Below are 14,649 nucleotides of genomic sequence, written 5' to 3' on the forward strand. Positions count from 1 at the left end.
CCACATGGCATCTGCATTCGAGTACGCACCGGCACCCGAGTCCCGCTCGGTCGTCGACATCGCGCCCTCCTACGGGCTGTTCATCGACGGCGAGTTCGTGGAGGCGGCGGACGGCAAGGTCTTCAAGACCGTCTCCCCCGCCACCGAGGAGGTCCTCTCCGAGATCGCCCAGGCGGGCGAGGCGGACGTCGACCGTGCGGTGAGGGCCGCCCGCAAGGCCTTCGAGAAGTGGTCGGCGCTGCCCGGCGCCGAGCGCGCCAAGTACCTGTTCCGCATCGCCCGGATCATCCAGGAGCGCAGCCGCGAGCTGGCCGTCCTGGAGACCCTGGACAACGGCAAGCCCATCAAGGAGACCCGCGACGCCGACCTCCCCCTGGTCGCCGCGCACTTCTTCTACTACGCGGGCTGGGCCGACAAGCTCGACCACGCGGGCTTCGGCGCGAACCCGCGTCCTCTGGGTGTCGCCGGTCAGGTCATCCCGTGGAACTTCCCGCTGCTGATGCTGGCGTGGAAGATCGCCCCGGCGCTGGCGACCGGCAACACGGTCGTGCTGAAGCCGGCGGAGACCACGCCGTTGAGTGCCCTGTTCTTCGCGGACATCTGCCGCCAGGCCGGTCTGCCCAAGGGCGTCGTCAACATCCTTCCCGGGTACGGCGACACGGGCGCCGCCCTCGTCGAGCACCCCGATGTGAACAAGGTGGCCTTCACCGGTTCGACCGCGGTCGGCAAGGCGATCGCGCGCCAGGTGGCGGGCACAGACAAGAAGGTCACCCTCGAACTGGGCGGCAAGGGTGCCAACATCGTCTTCGACGACGCCCCGATCGACCAGGCCGTCGAGGGCATCGTCACCGGCATCTTCTTCAACCAGGGCCAGGTCTGCTGCGCGGGCTCCCGGCTGCTGGTCCAGGAGTCGATCCAGGACGAGCTGCTGGACTCGCTGAAGCGCAGGCTCTCCACCCTCCGGCTCGGCGACCCGCTGGACAAGAACACCGACATCGGCGCGATCAACTCCGCGGAGCAGCTCTCCCGGATCACCTCGCTCGTCGAGGCGGGCGAGGCGGAGGGCGCCGAGCGCTGGTCCCCGGCCTGTGAACTCCCGTCCTCCGGCTACTGGTTCGCCCCGACGCTCTTCACGAACGTCACCCAGGCGCACACCATCGCCCGCCACGAGATCTTCGGCCCGGTCCTCTCGGTCCTGAGCTTCCGTACACCGGACGAGGCCGTCGCCAAGGCCAACAACAGCCAGTACGGCCTGTCGGCGGGCATCTGGACGGAGAAGGGTTCGCGGATCCTCGCCGTCGCGGGCAAGCTGCGCGCGGGCGTGATCTGGTCCAACACGTTCAACAAGTTCGACCCGACCTCGCCGTTCGGCGGTTACAAGGAGTCGGGCTTCGGCCGCGAGGGCGGTCGCCACGGCCTGGAGGCGTACCTCGATGTCTGAGAAGAACGAGAAGACGGACCGTTTTGATCGGTTGTCGGTCTTCAAGACCTACAAGCTGTACGTCGGCGGGAAGTTCCCGCGTTCCGAGAGCGGCCGGGTGTACGAGGTGAGCGACGCGAAGGGCAACTGGCTGGCGAACGCGCCGCTTTCGTCCCGTAAGGACGCCCGTGACGCGGTGGTCGCCGCGCGCAAGGCGTTCGGCGGCTGGTCGGGCGCGACGGCGTACAACCGGGGACAGATCCTCTACCGCGTCGCGGAGATGCTGGAGGGCCGCCGCGAGCAGTTCGTGCGCGAAGTGGCCGACGCCGAGGGGCTGTCGAAGTCGAAGGCGGCCGCTGTCGTCGACGCGACGATCGACCGCTGGGTCTGGTACGCGGGCTGGACCGACAAGATCGCCCAGGTGGTCGGTGGCGGCAACCCGGTGGCGGGTCCGTTCTTCAACCTCTCCACCCCGGAGCCGACCGGCGTGGTCGCGGTCCTGGCCCCGCAGGAGTCGTCCTTCCTGGGCCTGGTCTCGGTCGTCGCCCCGGTGATCGCGACCGGCAACACGGCGATCGTGATCGCGTCCGAGAAGTCCCCGCTGCCCGCCCTGTCCCTGGGCGAGGTGCTGGCCACCTCCGACCTGCCCGGCGGTGTCGTCAACGTCCTGTCCGGCCGTACGGCGGAGATCGCGGCGCCGCTGGCCGCGCACCAGGACGTCAACGCGATCGATCTGGCGGGCGCCGATGACGTACTGGCGAAGGAGCTGGAGATCGCGGCGGCGGACAACCTGAAGCGGGTTCTCCGTCCACAGGCTGTGGACTATTCGGCGGCTCCGGGTATCGACCGGATGACGGCGTTCCTGGAGACGAAGACGGTCTGGCACCCGACGGGCTCGCTGGGCGCGTCCGGCTCGTCCTACTGACGGCCACACAGACCGGAGAGCCGCGCCTTCCCACCGTCCTGGGAAGACGCGGCTCTCTGCGTACCGTCAGCCGTTGTTGAGCAGTCCCGCCGCCTGGCCGACCACCGGGATGCCGCCGATGGACTGGGCCTGCGCCACCGGGCCGGTCAGCGCCTGGGTGGCCAGGGGCTGGAAGTCGGCGAGCTGGGTGCCCAGGCCGTTGCCGAGGGGGTCGACGCCGGTGCCGACGAGGGGGTTGGGCTTGAGGCCGCTGACCGGGCCGGTGACATAGCCGACCGTGCTGGTCAGGCCCTGGAGGCCGGCCTGCGGGTCGATGTTGCCCAGCGAGGCGGGTGCGCATCACGTCGATGACCGGGTCGGTGTCCGCGGCGGCCGTCGCCGCGCCTGCGCCCAGGGCCACGCCCGCGGTCGCGAGGGCGGCCAGCGCACGCTGGGCGGTGGGGGTGGAGGAGGACGCGTGTCGGGCGACGACGGGTAGTTGAGGTTCGGCGCACACTCCACCGCCGACCCGCAGACTTCAAAGGCATCCCCATAGGCGTGACAAGTAATAGTCATTTAATGCCGGAATCCGATATGCGGCATTCGAACTATCGACTGAATAACGCCGCTTGACGTACCCTCACGATCACTTCAAAGCGGGGGCAACACCCCTGCCGCGGTGCGTGAGTCAGATGACCAGCCTTTCGATCAAGGATGGAATTTGAGACCCGGGGGGGCCATGTCCATACACATAGCCGATGTCCAGCAGCACACGCGCGCCACCGAAACCTATTCGGCTCTCGATGATTTCGAACTGGTGCACCCGGTACACGCCGACGCCGTCTGCGGAGTTCTTCGCAGCGCGTTCACCGAGGCACCGCAAACCCGGGGCTTCACCCAGTTGACCGGACGCTTCGCCGTCGAGACGATGCATCACCCGCTCTCCGATTTCTCGCGCCTGATCCGCACCGAGATCCTCACCCGCGGGCACAGTCTGCGGCTGCTGGCGGACCGCGGCGTCATGACCGACCCCCGCTCCCGCGCGCTGCCGGGCGGCGCCCGGACCCGCCAGGTGCAACTGCGCGTCACCGACGCCCCGTTGCCCGACCTGGCCCTGCTGGGGACCGAGCTCGGCCTGGTGCGCACCGTGGCGCCGGACGGCCGGCTGCAGATCCTGCTCGCCCGCCGGGAGGCCACCGCCGCCCTGCTCCAGTTCCAGCAGGTGCTGTGGGGCCACGCCGAGGGCCTGACCGCACCGCGCGACGTCCGTGAGCTGCACCTGGACGAGATCCAGCGACAGGTGTTGCAGATGCTCGGCTCCGGCATGAAGGACGACACGGCGGCCCGGCAGATGAACGTGTCCGTGCGCACCTACCGCCGTCATGTGGCCGCCATCCTCAAGTCCCTTGACGTCAGCACCCGTTTCGAGGCGGGGATCAGGGCCGCGGAGTACGGCCTGGTGTCCGCGACCTGACAGCCGCACCCGGGTCCGCGCCAGGGCCCGGGGTGGCAGGTTGCTGCCGACTTTGGCGCCCGGAACCTGTTGCTGCCGCGGCGCGCGGACTTCTAGGTTGATCAGGAAACCAGCACCCCCACCAGGTAATTGACCCCCGTTCTTCCGTGCCCACGCACGGCACCACGGGCAGAAACGGATGACGGAATGTCCATTGCTTCGGTCACCCTTGCCGATGTCGAGGCTGTCGTACTCGCCGTGACGGCAGAGGCCCTGAATGTCCCCGAAGTGCACCTCGACGACAATCTTCTGGAACTGGGCGTCGACTCCCTGGTCGCCACCCGGATAGTGGCGGCACTGCGCACCCGCTTCGGCGCGGACATCCCGTTGCTCAACATCTTCGAATACCCGGAATTGCGCGAATTCGCCATATCGGTCCTGGACACGATCCAGGACGCACCCCAGGAATGACGCATGGGCATACCGGGCGAGTTCCCCTACGACGCCGGACTGCACCCGGGCGGATACACGACCCGGCTGTGGACCATGCGACAGCTCGCGGGCCTCTACAGCGCCGAGAGCACCAATAGTCGTTTCCGCTACCTGCTGGAGATGGGTGAGACGGGCCTGTCGCTCGCCTTCGACCTGCCGACCCAGCTCGGTCTGGACCCCGACGCCCCCGCCGCCGACGGCGAGGTGGGACGCACCGGTGTCTCCGTCGCCACGGTGGACGACCTGAAGACCGTGTTCAAGGAGATCCCGCTCGACCGGGTCTCGGTCTCGTTCACCATCAACGCCACCGCCCCGATGCTGCTCGCGATGTGGATCGTGGCCGCCGAGGAGTCGGACGTGGACCCCGCCGCCCTGCGCGGCACCCTCCAGAACGAGATGCTCAAGGAGTTCCTCGCCCGCAAGGCGTATGTGTACGACCTCGACACCAGCGTGCGCTACGCCCTCGACGTCGTCGAGTACTGCATGGAGCACCTGCCCGGCGTCAACCCCATCTCGGTCTCCGGCGGGCATGCCCGGGAGGCCGGGGCGGACGCCGCGCTGGAGGTCGCCTGTGCGCTGGCGAGCGTGGACGCCTATCTCGCCGGGATGGTCGAGCGCGGACACTCCGCGGAGCAGGTCGCCTCCCGGTTCAGCTTCATCTTCGGCACCGACATGGAGGTGCTGAAGGAGGCCGCCAAGCTGCGGGTCGCCCGCCGCCGGTACGCGGAGCGGATGCGGGACCGCTGGGGCGTGACCGCGCCCCGGGCGATGCGGCTGCGCGCACAGGTCAACACCTTCGGCTCGGCCCTCGCCTACCAGGAACCCCTCAACAACATCGTCCGGGCGACCCTGCAGGCGGTCGCGGCCGTCCTCGGCGGCACCCAGTCGCTGCATGTGTGCAGCTTCGACGAGGCCGTGCAGACGCCCGGCCCGCTCGGCGCCCGGATCGCGCTGCGCACCCAGCAGATCATCGCCCACGAGACGGACCTGGCCCGCTACGCCGACCCGCTCGGCGGCTCCCATGTGATCGAGGGCCTCGTCGAGGAGCTGGGCAAGGAGGTCGACGACTGGCTGGAGCGCATCGAGGCGCGCGGCGGTGTGGCGGCCTGTATCCGCAGCGGCTGGCTGGAGGGCCAGATCGAGGAACTCGCCTACCGCGACCCCGGGCCCACCGTGGGGGTGCTGGAGACCTCGCCCTCGGAGTCCGAGCGCCGGCTGCTCCAGAGCGAGGCCCACACCACGACCGGTGGCCGCCGTGACATCGAACGCCCGGACTGCGAACCGGAGTTGACCCGGCTACGGGACGACGCCCGGGCCGGCCGCAACATCCTGCCGGCCCTGATCGAAGCGGTCCGGCGGCGGGCCACCATCGGGCAGCTCTGTACCGCCATGCGACCGGCCGACGACCTCTCGGCACCGTCCCTTTCCTGACACTCCCCCACCCCAGCGGAGTCGCACTGATGTCTCAACTGATCGAGGCGGTCCGGCACGGCGCGGACCCGGACGAACTACTGGCCTGTCCCGTACCGGAGTCCTATCGCGCGGTCTTCCTGCGCCGCGAGGACGAGGACCTGTTCAAGGGGCTCGACAGCCGCGACAAGGACGTACGGCGCACCCTGCACCTCGGCGAGGTGCCCATGCCGGAGCTGGCGCCGGACGAGGTGCTGGTCGCGGTGATGGCGTCCGCCGTCAACTACAACACCGTCTGGTCCGCGCTGTACGAGCCGATGTCGACCTTCGGGTTCCTGGGCCGGTTCGCCCGCGAGGGCCACTGGGAGGCACGGCACGACCGCGACTACCAGGTCGTCGGGTCCGACGCGGCCGGCGTGGTGGTCCGGGTGGGCGGCGCCGTACGGCACTGGTCCCCGGGTGACCGGGTGGTGGTGAACCCGCCGTACATCGACGAACAGGATCCCGTCGCCCAGCGGGACGGGATGCTGACCACGGGCATGCTCGCCTGGGGGTTCGAGACCAACTTCGGCGCGTTCGGCGACTTCGCCGTGGCCCGCGCCTCGCAGCTCGTGCCGATGCCACCGCATCTGTCGTGGGAGGAGGCCGCCTGCAACACGCTGTGTCTCGGCACCTCCTACCGCATGCTGATCGGTGACCACGGCGCCCGGATCAGGGCCGGGGACATCGTGCTGGTCTGGGGCGCGGCGGGCGGGCTCGGCAGCTACGCCGTGCAGCTGGTGCGGCAGGCCGGCGGGATCGCCGTCGGGGTGGTCGGCTCGCGGGACAAGGCCGACCTGGTGGAACGGCTGGGCTGCCAGGTCGTCGTCGACCGCAACGACGTGGGGCTCGGCGACGACGAGGACGACGCCTCCGCGTGGCGGGCGCTGGGCTCGGTCATCCGCAAGGAGCTCGGCGAGGATCCGCACGTCGCCTTCGAGCACGTCGGCAGGTCCACCTTCGAGACCTCGGTGAACGTGGTGCGGCGCGGCGGTGTGGTCGTGACTTGCGGGTCCAGCAGCGGATACCGGCACGTCTACGACAACCGCTATCTGTGGATGAAGCTCAAGCGGGTCATCGGCAGCCACGGCGCCAACATCGACGAGGCGTGGGAGGCGAACCGGCTGCTGCGCCTCGGCATGGTCGTGCCCGCCCTCTCCCGGGTCTTCCCCCTGGCCCAGGCCGCGGAGGCCACCCGCTCGGTACAGCTCAACGCCCACGAGGGCAAGGTGGGCCTGCTGAACCTGGCGACCGCGGAGGGCCAGGGCGTACAGGACCCGGGGCTGCGGGAGCGGATCGGCGAGCCCCGACTGCGACTCTTCCGCGACCACGCCGGACAGGTGGCCCGACCGTGACCACCCCGTACGACAGCGCCCCCGAGACCTTCCGCCACCGCCCGGCCAGGACGCCGGGAGCGATCACCGACACCACCGCGGACAAGGCCCGGCCGCAACCTCTCCACGACCACACCGAGCAGGCGGGACGCACATGACCACCCGTCACGACCGCGCCCCCGAGACCTCCCGCCACCGCCCGGCCAGGACGCCGGGAGCGATCACCGACACCACCGCGGACAAGGCCCGGCCGCAACCTCTCCACGACCACACCGAGCAGGCGGGACGCACATGACCACCCGTCACGACCGCGCCCCCGAGACCTCCCGCCACCGCCCGGCCAGGACGCCGGGAGCGATCACCGACACCACCGCGGACAAGGCCCGGCCGCAACCTCTCCACGACCACACCGAGCAGGCGGGACGCACATGACCACCCGTCACGACCGCGCCCCCGAGACCTCCCGCCACCGCCCGGTCGGGGCGCCGGGAGCGATCACCGTCACCACCGCGGACGAGGAGGACCGGTCGCGGCCTTTCCGCGGCCGTGTCCGGTGGGTGGGGCGCGCATGACCACCCCGTACCTCAGCATTCCCGAGGCCTTTCGTCGTCAGGTCGTCCGGGGGCCGGAGGCGGTTGCCGTCGCCGGGGCGGGGGAGGAGCTGACCTACGGTGAGCTGGACCGTCGCTCGGACGCGTGGGCGGATGCGCTCGTCGCGGGCGGGGTGCTGCCCGGTGACCGGGTGCTGATGTGCCTGGAGCGGTCGGTGTCGCTGGTCGTCGGCCTGCTCGCGATCCTCAAGGCGTCGGCGGCGTATCTTCCGGTGGACCTCGGCGAGGCGCCCGCGCGGCTGGCGGGCATCGTCGCGGACGCGGAGGTACGGCTGGCGTTGTGCGATGCGGTGGGGGCCGGGGTGCTGGCGGCGCATGGGGTGCCGATGCTGTTGGTCGGACGGTCCGGCGAGGCGCCGACGGATACGGCGGCAAGGGTCCCCCTCGACGTACCCGTGCCCCTGGCGCCCGCGGTCCCCGGCATCCCCGTACCCCTTGCCGGGCACCCCGCGACCGGGCCCGAGGATGTCGCCTGCGTCATGTACACCTCCGGCTCCACCGGCCGTCCGAAGGGCGTGCTCGTGCCGCACCGGGCCGTGCTGAACCTCGTTCACGAGCCGAACTACGTCACCCTGGACGGCCACGACCGGCTCCTCCAGCTCGCCCCGGTCGCCTTCGACGCGGCGACCTTCGAGATCTGGGGCGCCCTGCTGAACGGCGCCCGGCTGGAGGTGGCGCCGACCGGTCCGCTCGGTGCGGAGGGGCTGGGCGGGCTGCTGCGGGAGCGGGGCATCACGGTCCTGTGGCTGACCGCGGCACTGTTCCACCGTCAGATCGACTTCGACGCCGGTTCGTTGAGCTCGCTGCGCGTGCTCCTGGCGGGCGGTGACGTGCTGTCCGTCGAACACGTCCGGCGACTCCGCGCGGCCGCCCCCGACGTGCGGATCGTCAATGGTTACGGCCCGACCGAGGCCACCACCTTCTCGCTGTGCCACCGGATCGCGCCGGACGAGGAGTTCCCCCGCTCGGTCCCGATCGGCGTCCCCGTCCAGGGCACCGAGGCCCAACTGCGGGACGACTCCGGGGCCGTCGTGCCCGAGGGCGTCGAGGGCGAGCTGTGGATCGCCGGAGCGGGCGTGGGCCTCGGCTACTGGCGCCGCCCCGACCTGACCGCCGAGCGGTTCGTCACCGACGCCGACGGCCGCACCTGGTACCGCACCGGCGACCTGGCCCGCCGACGGGCCGACGGCGTCCACGAGTTCCTCGGCCGGATCGACGGCCAGGTCAAGCTGCTCGGCCACCGCGTGGAACCCGGCGAGATCGAGAACCTGCTCGCGGAGTGCCCGCCCATCGGCCAGGCCGCCGTGGGCGTACGCACCAACCTCGTGGGCGATCCCAAACTCGTCGCCTGGGTCACCCTCACCGCCCCGCTGGACCGCCGCGCACTGCGCGCCCGACTCCGCCGCGAACTGCCCGAGTACATGGTGCCGACGCTCTTCGCAGCCGTCGACGCGCTGCCCGTGACCGCCAACGGCAAGGTCGACCGGAACGCCCTGCCGACCCCCGACTGGCGACGTAAGGAGAACTATGTCTGAGGTGCGCGACCGGCTCGCGGACACCGTCACCGCGGTCTGGACCGAGGTGCTCGGCATCGACGGGATCGGCCCCGACGACGACTTCTTCGACCTGGGCGGCGACTCCCTGGTGGCCACCCGGCTCACCGCCCGGCTGGAACAGCGGCTCGGCACCGCGATCGACGTACTGACGGTGTTCGACCACCCCACGATCGGGGAGCTCGTCACGGAACTGGAGAAGGCACATGGCGACCGGCTCTGAGACCGCCGGGAGCGGAGCGCCTGCGCCCGCTCCGAACAGGCGGAACGTACGGCTGTGGCTGGCCGGGACGTCCGTCTCGCTGTTCGGCGATGCCGCGCTGTGGATCGCGCTCGGCATCTGGATGAAGGACCTGACGGATTCCGACGGCGCGGCCGGACTGGCCTTCGCCGCCTATGTGCTGCCCCGCCTCGGCGCCCCGTTCCTCGGTCTGGTCGTGGACCGCTACCGGCGCCGGCCACTGATCGCGCTGATCAACTTCGCGCTGGCCGGCTGGGTGTGCCTGGCCTTCCTGGTCCACGACAAGGACCAGGCGTGGCTGCTGTACCTGGTGCTGTTCGGCATCGGCCTGGGCGTCGGCATGCACAACGCGGCGGGCAGCGCGCTGCTCACCCGCCTAGTGCCGGCCGAGGAACTGGGCCCCACCAACGCGCTGATGCGCACGCTCCAGGAGGGCGGCATGCTCGTCGCGCCCGCCGTCGGCGCTGCGCTGTACACGTGGGTCGGGCCGCGTGCCGTGGCCGGCCTTGAAGTGGTGACGTTCCTGGCGTGCGCCCTGTGCGTGCTGGCGGTGAAGGTCGACGAGCCCGAGCCGAAGCGGCCGGACGGCAAGCTCGTCCAGGAACTCCTGGCCGGCGTACGGCATCTGGGACGCACCCCGCAGCTGCGCGCGGTCTCCGTGGCCATGGGGCTCGGCCTGCTCGGCTTCGGCTTCATCGAGACGCTGATCTACGCCGTCGCCGACGAGGGTCTGCATCGCAGCGCGTCGTTCGTCGGGGTGCTCACCGTCGTCAAGGGCGTCGGCTCGGTGCTGGGCGGTCTCGCCGGGGTGCGGGTGCTCAAGCGGATGGGGCCGGGCCGGGAGGCGATGCTGACCGTGTTCGGGCTCGGCACGATGGGCCTGGGCTGCGCCCTGCTCGTCCTGCCCGGCGTGGTGGCGGCGCTGGCGGGTGTCTTCGTGATCGGCCTGGGCATCCCCGGCGCGGTCGTCGGCCTGTACACCTCCGTGCAGCGCAACTCCCCCGACCGGCTCCAGGGCCGGGTCGCCTCGGCGGCGAGCATGCTCGCGACCGCGCCCCAGGTGCTGGCCGTGTTCACCAGCGCCGCGCTGGTGGCGAGCGTCGACTTCCGGGTTTTGCTGGGCGTGATGACCGTCCTGGTCCTGGGCGGCTCCGGCTACCTCGCCCTGCGGATGCGCGACTTCCCCGCCGTGCCCCGGCCCACCACAGCGCAGCCGCACTCCGCGCCCGCCGCGGCGGAGTGACGTACCGCCGCGCCAGGCACTGTCCGGTGGACGCCAGGGTCTGTCCGGCGGATCGGCGCGGCGGCCGACCCGAGCGAAGCCGAGTGACGACGCAGCAGACCGCGACGCCCGCGTGGCCCCGGCCGGACCCAGGAGCCGGCCCCGCACCTTCCGAAGGAGATTCCCATGACCGGCGCCCCCGTGGTGCTGCCTCTGACACCCCAGCAGCGAGGCGTGTACTTCCTGCACTGTCTGGCCCCGGACAGCGCGGTGTACAACGTGCCGATCGTGCTGCGGGTGCGCGGCGGTCTGGACCGCGGGCGGCTCCAGCGCGCGGTGGACGTGCTGGTGACCCGGCATCAGGCGCTGCGGCTGACGGTGCGGGAGAGCGACGGGCAGGTGCTCCAGCTGATCCACCCCGCGGACGCGGCGCCCCGGGTCGAGGTCAACTGGATCGCGCTGCCGGGCGCGGACCTGACCCGGGCGGCCGCGGAGGTCGTGCGGTACGCGGGCCGGCCCTTCGACGTGGTGCGCGGTCCCCTGATGCGGGTGGACGTCGTGGACCTCGGTGGCGAGGAGCACGCGGTGTCGCTGTGCTTCCACCACCTGGTCATCGACGAGATCGCGGCGACCGCGCTGGCCGGCGAACTGCACCGGCTCTACGAGGATCCCGCCGCCCTGCCCGCGTCCGGCCCCGAGCACCAGTACGCCGAGTTCTGCGCCGGACTGCTGGCCGAGCCCGATCCGAAGGGCCTCGCCTTCTGGCGGGAGCGGCTGGCGGGGATGCCGGTGCTGCCGCTGCCCGAGGAGCATGTCCCCGGGGAGCACGGGCTGTTCACCGGGGACCGGGTCGGCTTCACCGTGCCCGAGGCCGTGTCGGCGCGCGTCGCCGAGGTGAGCCGCGCCCACCGGGTCTCGGAGTTCATGGTGTTCCACGCCGCGCTGCTGGTGCTGCTGCACCGGTGGACCGGCGCCGAGGACATCGCCGTGGGCACGCCGATGAGCGGCCGGGTCGACGAGCGGTTCGCCGAGACCGTGGGCTTCTTCCAGAACACGGTCGTGCTGCGCGGCACGGTCGACCCCGGGCAGAGCTTCGCGGCGCTGCTCAAGGCGTCCCGGCGGACCGTGCTGGAGGGCCTGCAACGCCAGCACGTGCCCTTCGAGACGGTCGTGGACGCGGTCCGGCCGTCCCGGGAGTCCACCCGCAACCCGCTGTTCCAGGTGGCGCTGGTCTTCAACCGGCGCAAGGTCGAGCAGGACTGGAGCCTGCCGGGCCTGACGGTGGAGCCGCTGCCGTTCCCGTGGCCGACCTCGCACTTCGATCTGGCGCTGACCCTGCTGCACGAGTACGGGGTGCTCAAGGGCGACTTCGCCTACAGCGCGCAGCGGTTCTCCCGGGCCACGGCCGAACGGCTGACCGTGGTGTTCCTGCGGCTGCTCGGCGGACTGCTGGCGGACCCGGACGCGCCGGTCGGCGACATCGACCTGATGGACGCCGAGGAGCGGGCGCGGGTGCGGGAGCTGAGCACCGCGAGCGGCCGGCAGGTGCTGGACGGACGGGGCCGGGTGCTGCCGCTCGGCTTCCACGGCGCCGTGCACACCGCGGACCCGGCCGGCGGGCGGCCGGTGCCGACCGGGGAGCGCGGCCGGTTCACCGCGGACGGACGGTTCGAGCTGTGGCGCGATCCCGTCGAGTCGGCCCTGGAGGCGCATCCGGGTGTGCTGGCCGCCGCCGTGGTGCGGCTGCCCGCCGCCGAGGACGGCGGCGGCGAGCGGCTCGTCGCCTGTGCCGTGCCGCGCCCGGGCACCGAACCGCCCGCGCCGCGCGAGCTGTCGGCCCATCTGCAGGCCCGGGTGCCGACGCATCTGCTGCCGCAGCGGATCGTCGTACGGGACGAGATCCCCACCGGGGCGGACGGCCGCCCCGACCCGGCCGCGCTGGCCGCCGTGCCCGGACCGGCCGAAGGGGCGCCGGAGGAGGCCGCCGACGACGCTCCGCGCGATGCCGTCGAGCGGCGGCTGGTGGAGTTGTTCGAGGAGCTCCTCGGCGTGCCGGGACTCGGCCGCCACGACAACTTCTTCGACTACGGCGGCCAGTCGCTGCTGGCGGTCCGGCTGGTCGCACGGGTCGCCGAGGAACTGGGCCGCCCGCTCGGCGTCGGCGTCTTCATGAACAACCCGACCGTGGCCGCCCTGGCCCGGGCCCTCGCCGGGGACGGCTCTGGCGACCCCGCCGGTCTGGTGCGTCTGCGCACTCCTGCGGGCGCCCCCTCGGACGTGGCGGTGGCCCTGATCCACCCGGTCGGCGGCACCCTCATGTGCTACGCGCCCCTGGTCGGCCTCCTGCCCGAGGACACCGAGGTGGTCGGCCTGGAGCGGGTCGCGGGCGCCCACCCCGACGACAACGCCTACGCGGACCTCGTCGACCGGTACGCCACCACCCTGGCCGACGCCCTGCCCGGCCGCCGGATCGCCCTGCTGGGCTGGTCGCTCGGCGGTGTCCTGGCCCACTCGGTCGCCGACCGGCTCACCGAACTCGGCCACGACGTCGCCCTGGTGGCCCTGCTGGACTCCCTCGCCCAGCGCACCGCCGAGGACGCCGAGCGGATGTCCGCCACGTCCGCGGAGCTGTTCGCGCTCGCCGGTTCGGTGCTCCGGGACGGCACCGGTGTCCTCGGGGCCACCGCCGGGCAACGACTGCTCATGCGGCGCTTCGGCGTCGACCTGGACCTCCTGCGCGACACACCCGCGGACCAGGCCGCCCGCATGCTGGAGGACTGGGCGCGGCTGCTCGGCCTGGTGGCCGGGTGCGCCCCGGCGAAGACCACCGCGCCCCTCCAGCTGTTCCTGTGCGCGGACAACCCGGCCGGCTACCCGGAAGCGCTGGCCGCGAGCTGGGAGGGCCTCGGCGGGGCGCTGGAGCTGCGCCGGGTGCCCGGGACGCACATCGAGGTGCTCGCGTCCCCCGCGGTGGAGCAGGTCGCGGCGGCGTTCACCGAGCGAACAGGACGGTCATGACGGAGCCCCGCGTCGCCGCCGACTGGTACGAGAGCGCAGGGGTGCGCGGCGGTCCGCGGCGGATGCTCCAGGAGGATCGCGAGGCCGGACTGAAGGTGTTCCCCGAGCATCTGGTCCCGCATCTGCACCACGAGGGACTGGCCGGCCTGGGCGCGGACACCCGGCAGGCGTTGCTCACCCAGCACTTCTACCAGTACATGCTGTTCACCTCGCAGCTGGAGACCAAGGTGGTCAACCGGGGGGCGGCGATGGTGGCCCACGGCGAGACCGACGTCGACCTCGGGCCCGGCGCCCGGCTGGACGCGTTCAAGATCTACAGCGACGAGGCCTACCACGCCCTGTTCAGCCTGGACGTGGTGCAGCAGGTGGAGAAGACCACGGCGGTGCCGGTGCTGCCGTACGACTTCGCGCCGCGCATGGCCCGCCTGGAACGCACCGGTCACGCGTTCCTGCCGGACCACGGCTCGCTGGCCCACATCCTCCAGGTCGTCGCCTTCGAGACCGTGGTGACACGGATGCTGGCGCGGATCCCCCGGGACGAGACGGTGTTCCGGGTGGTGCGCGAGGTCGTGGGCGACCACGTCCGTGACGAGGTGCACCACCACGCCTACTTCACCCGCTACTTCAAGGAACTGTGGGCGAGCCTGTCCCCGGCGACGCGCGTCAAGGTGGCGTGCGCCATGCCGCACTTCGTCGACGACTGTCTGCGCCCCGACCTCGACCCGGTGCGATCCGCCCTGCGCACGGCGGGCGTGAGCGCCGAGCTGGCCGAGGAGGTGGTGCGCGACTGCTATCGCGAGGAGGTCCTCGCGGCCGGCGTACGGGACGCGGGCCGGCACACGCTGGGGCTGTGCGAATCGGTGGGCGCGTTCGACATACCCGAGGCCCGCGAGCAGCTGCATCTGCTGGGGCTGACGGACTGACGGGTCCCGGGCGGCGGCGCGGGCCGCCC

General features: G+C 71.8%; 15 protein-coding genes and 1 pseudogene. 15 read left to right on the forward strand and 1 reads right to left on the reverse strand.

What is annotated here, in order from left to right; all coding sequences use genetic code 11:
- The first annotated feature begins 4 nt into the window (after positions 1-4).
- Complete coding sequence (locus tag QF037_RS18410; protein WP_307026640.1) at positions 5-1,441, forward strand: aldehyde dehydrogenase family protein; 1,437 nt, start codon at positions 5-7, stop codon at positions 1,439-1,441.
- A complete protein-coding gene (locus tag QF037_RS18415) occupies positions 1,434-2,345 on the forward strand; it encodes an aldehyde dehydrogenase family protein (protein WP_307026643.1) in 912 nt (303 codons plus the stop codon). Before QF037_RS18410 ends, QF037_RS18415 begins: the two co-directional genes overlap by 8 nt.
- A 66-nt stretch (positions 2,346-2,411) precedes the next feature.
- Here QF037_RS18415 and QF037_RS18420 read toward each other — a convergent pair.
- Positions 2,412-2,841, reverse strand: a pseudogene (locus tag QF037_RS18420) (hypothetical protein).
- A 222-nt stretch (positions 2,842-3,063) separates the two neighbouring features.
- Here QF037_RS18420 and QF037_RS18425 point away from each other — a divergent pair.
- The 13 genes from QF037_RS18425 to QF037_RS18485 all read left to right on the forward strand — a co-directional run bounded on the left by QF037_RS18425 (position 3,064) and on the right by QF037_RS18485 (position 14,620).
- Entirely contained in the window at positions 3,064-3,798 is a 735-nt protein-coding gene (locus QF037_RS18425) for a helix-turn-helix transcriptional regulator (RefSeq protein WP_307026645.1), read from the forward strand.
- Positions 3,799-3,984: 186 nt separating this feature from the next.
- Positions 3,985-4,248 carry a phosphopantetheine-binding protein gene (locus tag QF037_RS18430; protein ID WP_307026647.1) on the forward strand — a complete coding sequence of 88 codons (264 nt, stop codon included), beginning with the start codon at positions 3,985-3,987 and terminating at the stop codon, positions 4,246-4,248.
- A 3-nt stretch (positions 4,249-4,251) separates the two neighbouring features.
- A complete protein-coding gene (locus QF037_RS18435) occupies positions 4,252-5,700 on the forward strand; it encodes a methylmalonyl-CoA mutase family protein (protein WP_307026649.1) in 1,449 nt (482 codons plus the stop codon).
- A gap of 29 nt (positions 5,701-5,729) precedes the next feature.
- Positions 5,730-7,073: a crotonyl-CoA carboxylase/reductase gene (ccrA, locus tag QF037_RS18440; protein WP_307026651.1), complete on the forward strand. Its 1,344-nt coding sequence runs from the start codon at positions 5,730-5,732 to the stop codon at positions 7,071-7,073.
- Complete coding sequence (locus QF037_RS18445) at positions 7,070-7,210, forward strand: hypothetical protein (RefSeq protein ID WP_307026653.1); 141 nt, start codon at positions 7,070-7,072, stop codon at positions 7,208-7,210. The genes ccrA and QF037_RS18445 overlap by 4 nt, the downstream gene beginning before the upstream one ends.
- Complete coding sequence (locus QF037_RS18450; RefSeq protein WP_307026655.1) at positions 7,207-7,347, forward strand: hypothetical protein; 141 nt, start codon at positions 7,207-7,209, stop codon at positions 7,345-7,347. The genes QF037_RS18445 and QF037_RS18450 overlap by 4 nt, the downstream gene beginning before the upstream one ends.
- A complete protein-coding gene (locus QF037_RS18455) occupies positions 7,344-7,484 on the forward strand; it encodes a hypothetical protein (protein ID WP_307026655.1) in 141 nt (46 codons plus the stop codon). Before QF037_RS18450 ends, QF037_RS18455 begins: the two co-directional genes overlap by 4 nt.
- Positions 7,481-7,624, forward strand: coding sequence for a hypothetical protein (locus QF037_RS18460; protein ID WP_307026657.1), 144 nt, complete (start codon positions 7,481-7,483; stop codon positions 7,622-7,624). Before QF037_RS18455 ends, QF037_RS18460 begins: the two co-directional genes overlap by 4 nt.
- Entirely contained in the window at positions 7,621-9,198 is a 1,578-nt protein-coding gene (locus QF037_RS18465; protein ID WP_307026659.1) for an amino acid adenylation domain-containing protein, read from the forward strand. The genes QF037_RS18460 and QF037_RS18465 overlap by 4 nt, the downstream gene beginning before the upstream one ends.
- A complete protein-coding gene (locus QF037_RS18470; protein ID WP_307026661.1) occupies positions 9,191-9,439 on the forward strand; it encodes a phosphopantetheine-binding protein in 249 nt (82 codons plus the stop codon). Before QF037_RS18465 ends, QF037_RS18470 begins: the two co-directional genes overlap by 8 nt.
- Positions 9,423-10,700 (forward strand): MFS transporter, encoded by a 1,278-nt coding sequence (locus QF037_RS18475; RefSeq protein WP_307026663.1) that lies wholly within the window; start codon positions 9,423-9,425, stop codon positions 10,698-10,700. The genes QF037_RS18470 and QF037_RS18475 overlap by 17 nt, the downstream gene beginning before the upstream one ends.
- A 165-nt stretch (positions 10,701-10,865) precedes the next feature.
- Complete coding sequence (locus tag QF037_RS18480; RefSeq protein ID WP_307026664.1) at positions 10,866-13,697, forward strand: condensation domain-containing protein; 2,832 nt, start codon at positions 10,866-10,868, stop codon at positions 13,695-13,697.
- Positions 13,694-14,620 carry a diiron oxygenase gene (locus tag QF037_RS18485; protein WP_307026666.1) on the forward strand — a complete coding sequence of 309 codons (927 nt, stop codon included), beginning with the start codon at positions 13,694-13,696 and terminating at the stop codon, positions 14,618-14,620. Before QF037_RS18480 ends, QF037_RS18485 begins: the two co-directional genes overlap by 4 nt.
- Positions 14,621-14,649 lie beyond the last annotated feature (29 nt).

The organism is Streptomyces canus, from assembly GCF_030815415.1.
Classification (GTDB): domain Bacteria; phylum Actinomycetota; class Actinomycetes; order Streptomycetales; family Streptomycetaceae; genus Streptomyces; species Streptomyces canus_F.

Coding starts and splice junctions, on each gene's coding strand:
- QF037_RS18410 (WP_307026640.1), top strand. CDS start 5: ATGGCATCTGCATTCGAGTACGCACCGGCACCCGAGTCCCGCTCGGTC.
- QF037_RS18415 (WP_307026643.1), top strand. CDS start 1,434: ATGTCTGAGAAGAACGAGAAGACGGACCGTTTTGATCGGTTGTCGGTC.
- QF037_RS18425 (WP_307026645.1), top strand. CDS start 3,064: ATGTCCATACACATAGCCGATGTCCAGCAGCACACGCGCGCCACCGAA.
- QF037_RS18430 (WP_307026647.1), top strand. CDS start 3,985: ATGTCCATTGCTTCGGTCACCCTTGCCGATGTCGAGGCTGTCGTACTC.
- QF037_RS18435 (WP_307026649.1), top strand. CDS start 4,252: ATGGGCATACCGGGCGAGTTCCCCTACGACGCCGGACTGCACCCGGGC.
- ccrA (WP_307026651.1), top strand. CDS start 5,730: ATGTCTCAACTGATCGAGGCGGTCCGGCACGGCGCGGACCCGGACGAA.
- QF037_RS18450 (WP_307026655.1), top strand. CDS start 7,207: ATGACCACCCGTCACGACCGCGCCCCCGAGACCTCCCGCCACCGCCCG.
- QF037_RS18455 (WP_307026655.1), top strand. CDS start 7,344: ATGACCACCCGTCACGACCGCGCCCCCGAGACCTCCCGCCACCGCCCG.
- QF037_RS18460 (WP_307026657.1), top strand. CDS start 7,481: ATGACCACCCGTCACGACCGCGCCCCCGAGACCTCCCGCCACCGCCCG.
- QF037_RS18465 (WP_307026659.1), top strand. CDS start 7,621: ATGACCACCCCGTACCTCAGCATTCCCGAGGCCTTTCGTCGTCAGGTC.
- QF037_RS18470 (WP_307026661.1), top strand. CDS start 9,191: ATGTCTGAGGTGCGCGACCGGCTCGCGGACACCGTCACCGCGGTCTGG.
- QF037_RS18475 (WP_307026663.1), top strand. CDS start 9,423: ATGGCGACCGGCTCTGAGACCGCCGGGAGCGGAGCGCCTGCGCCCGCT.
- QF037_RS18480 (WP_307026664.1), top strand. CDS start 10,866: ATGACCGGCGCCCCCGTGGTGCTGCCTCTGACACCCCAGCAGCGAGGC.
- QF037_RS18485 (WP_307026666.1), top strand. CDS start 13,694: ATGACGGAGCCCCGCGTCGCCGCCGACTGGTACGAGAGCGCAGGGGTG.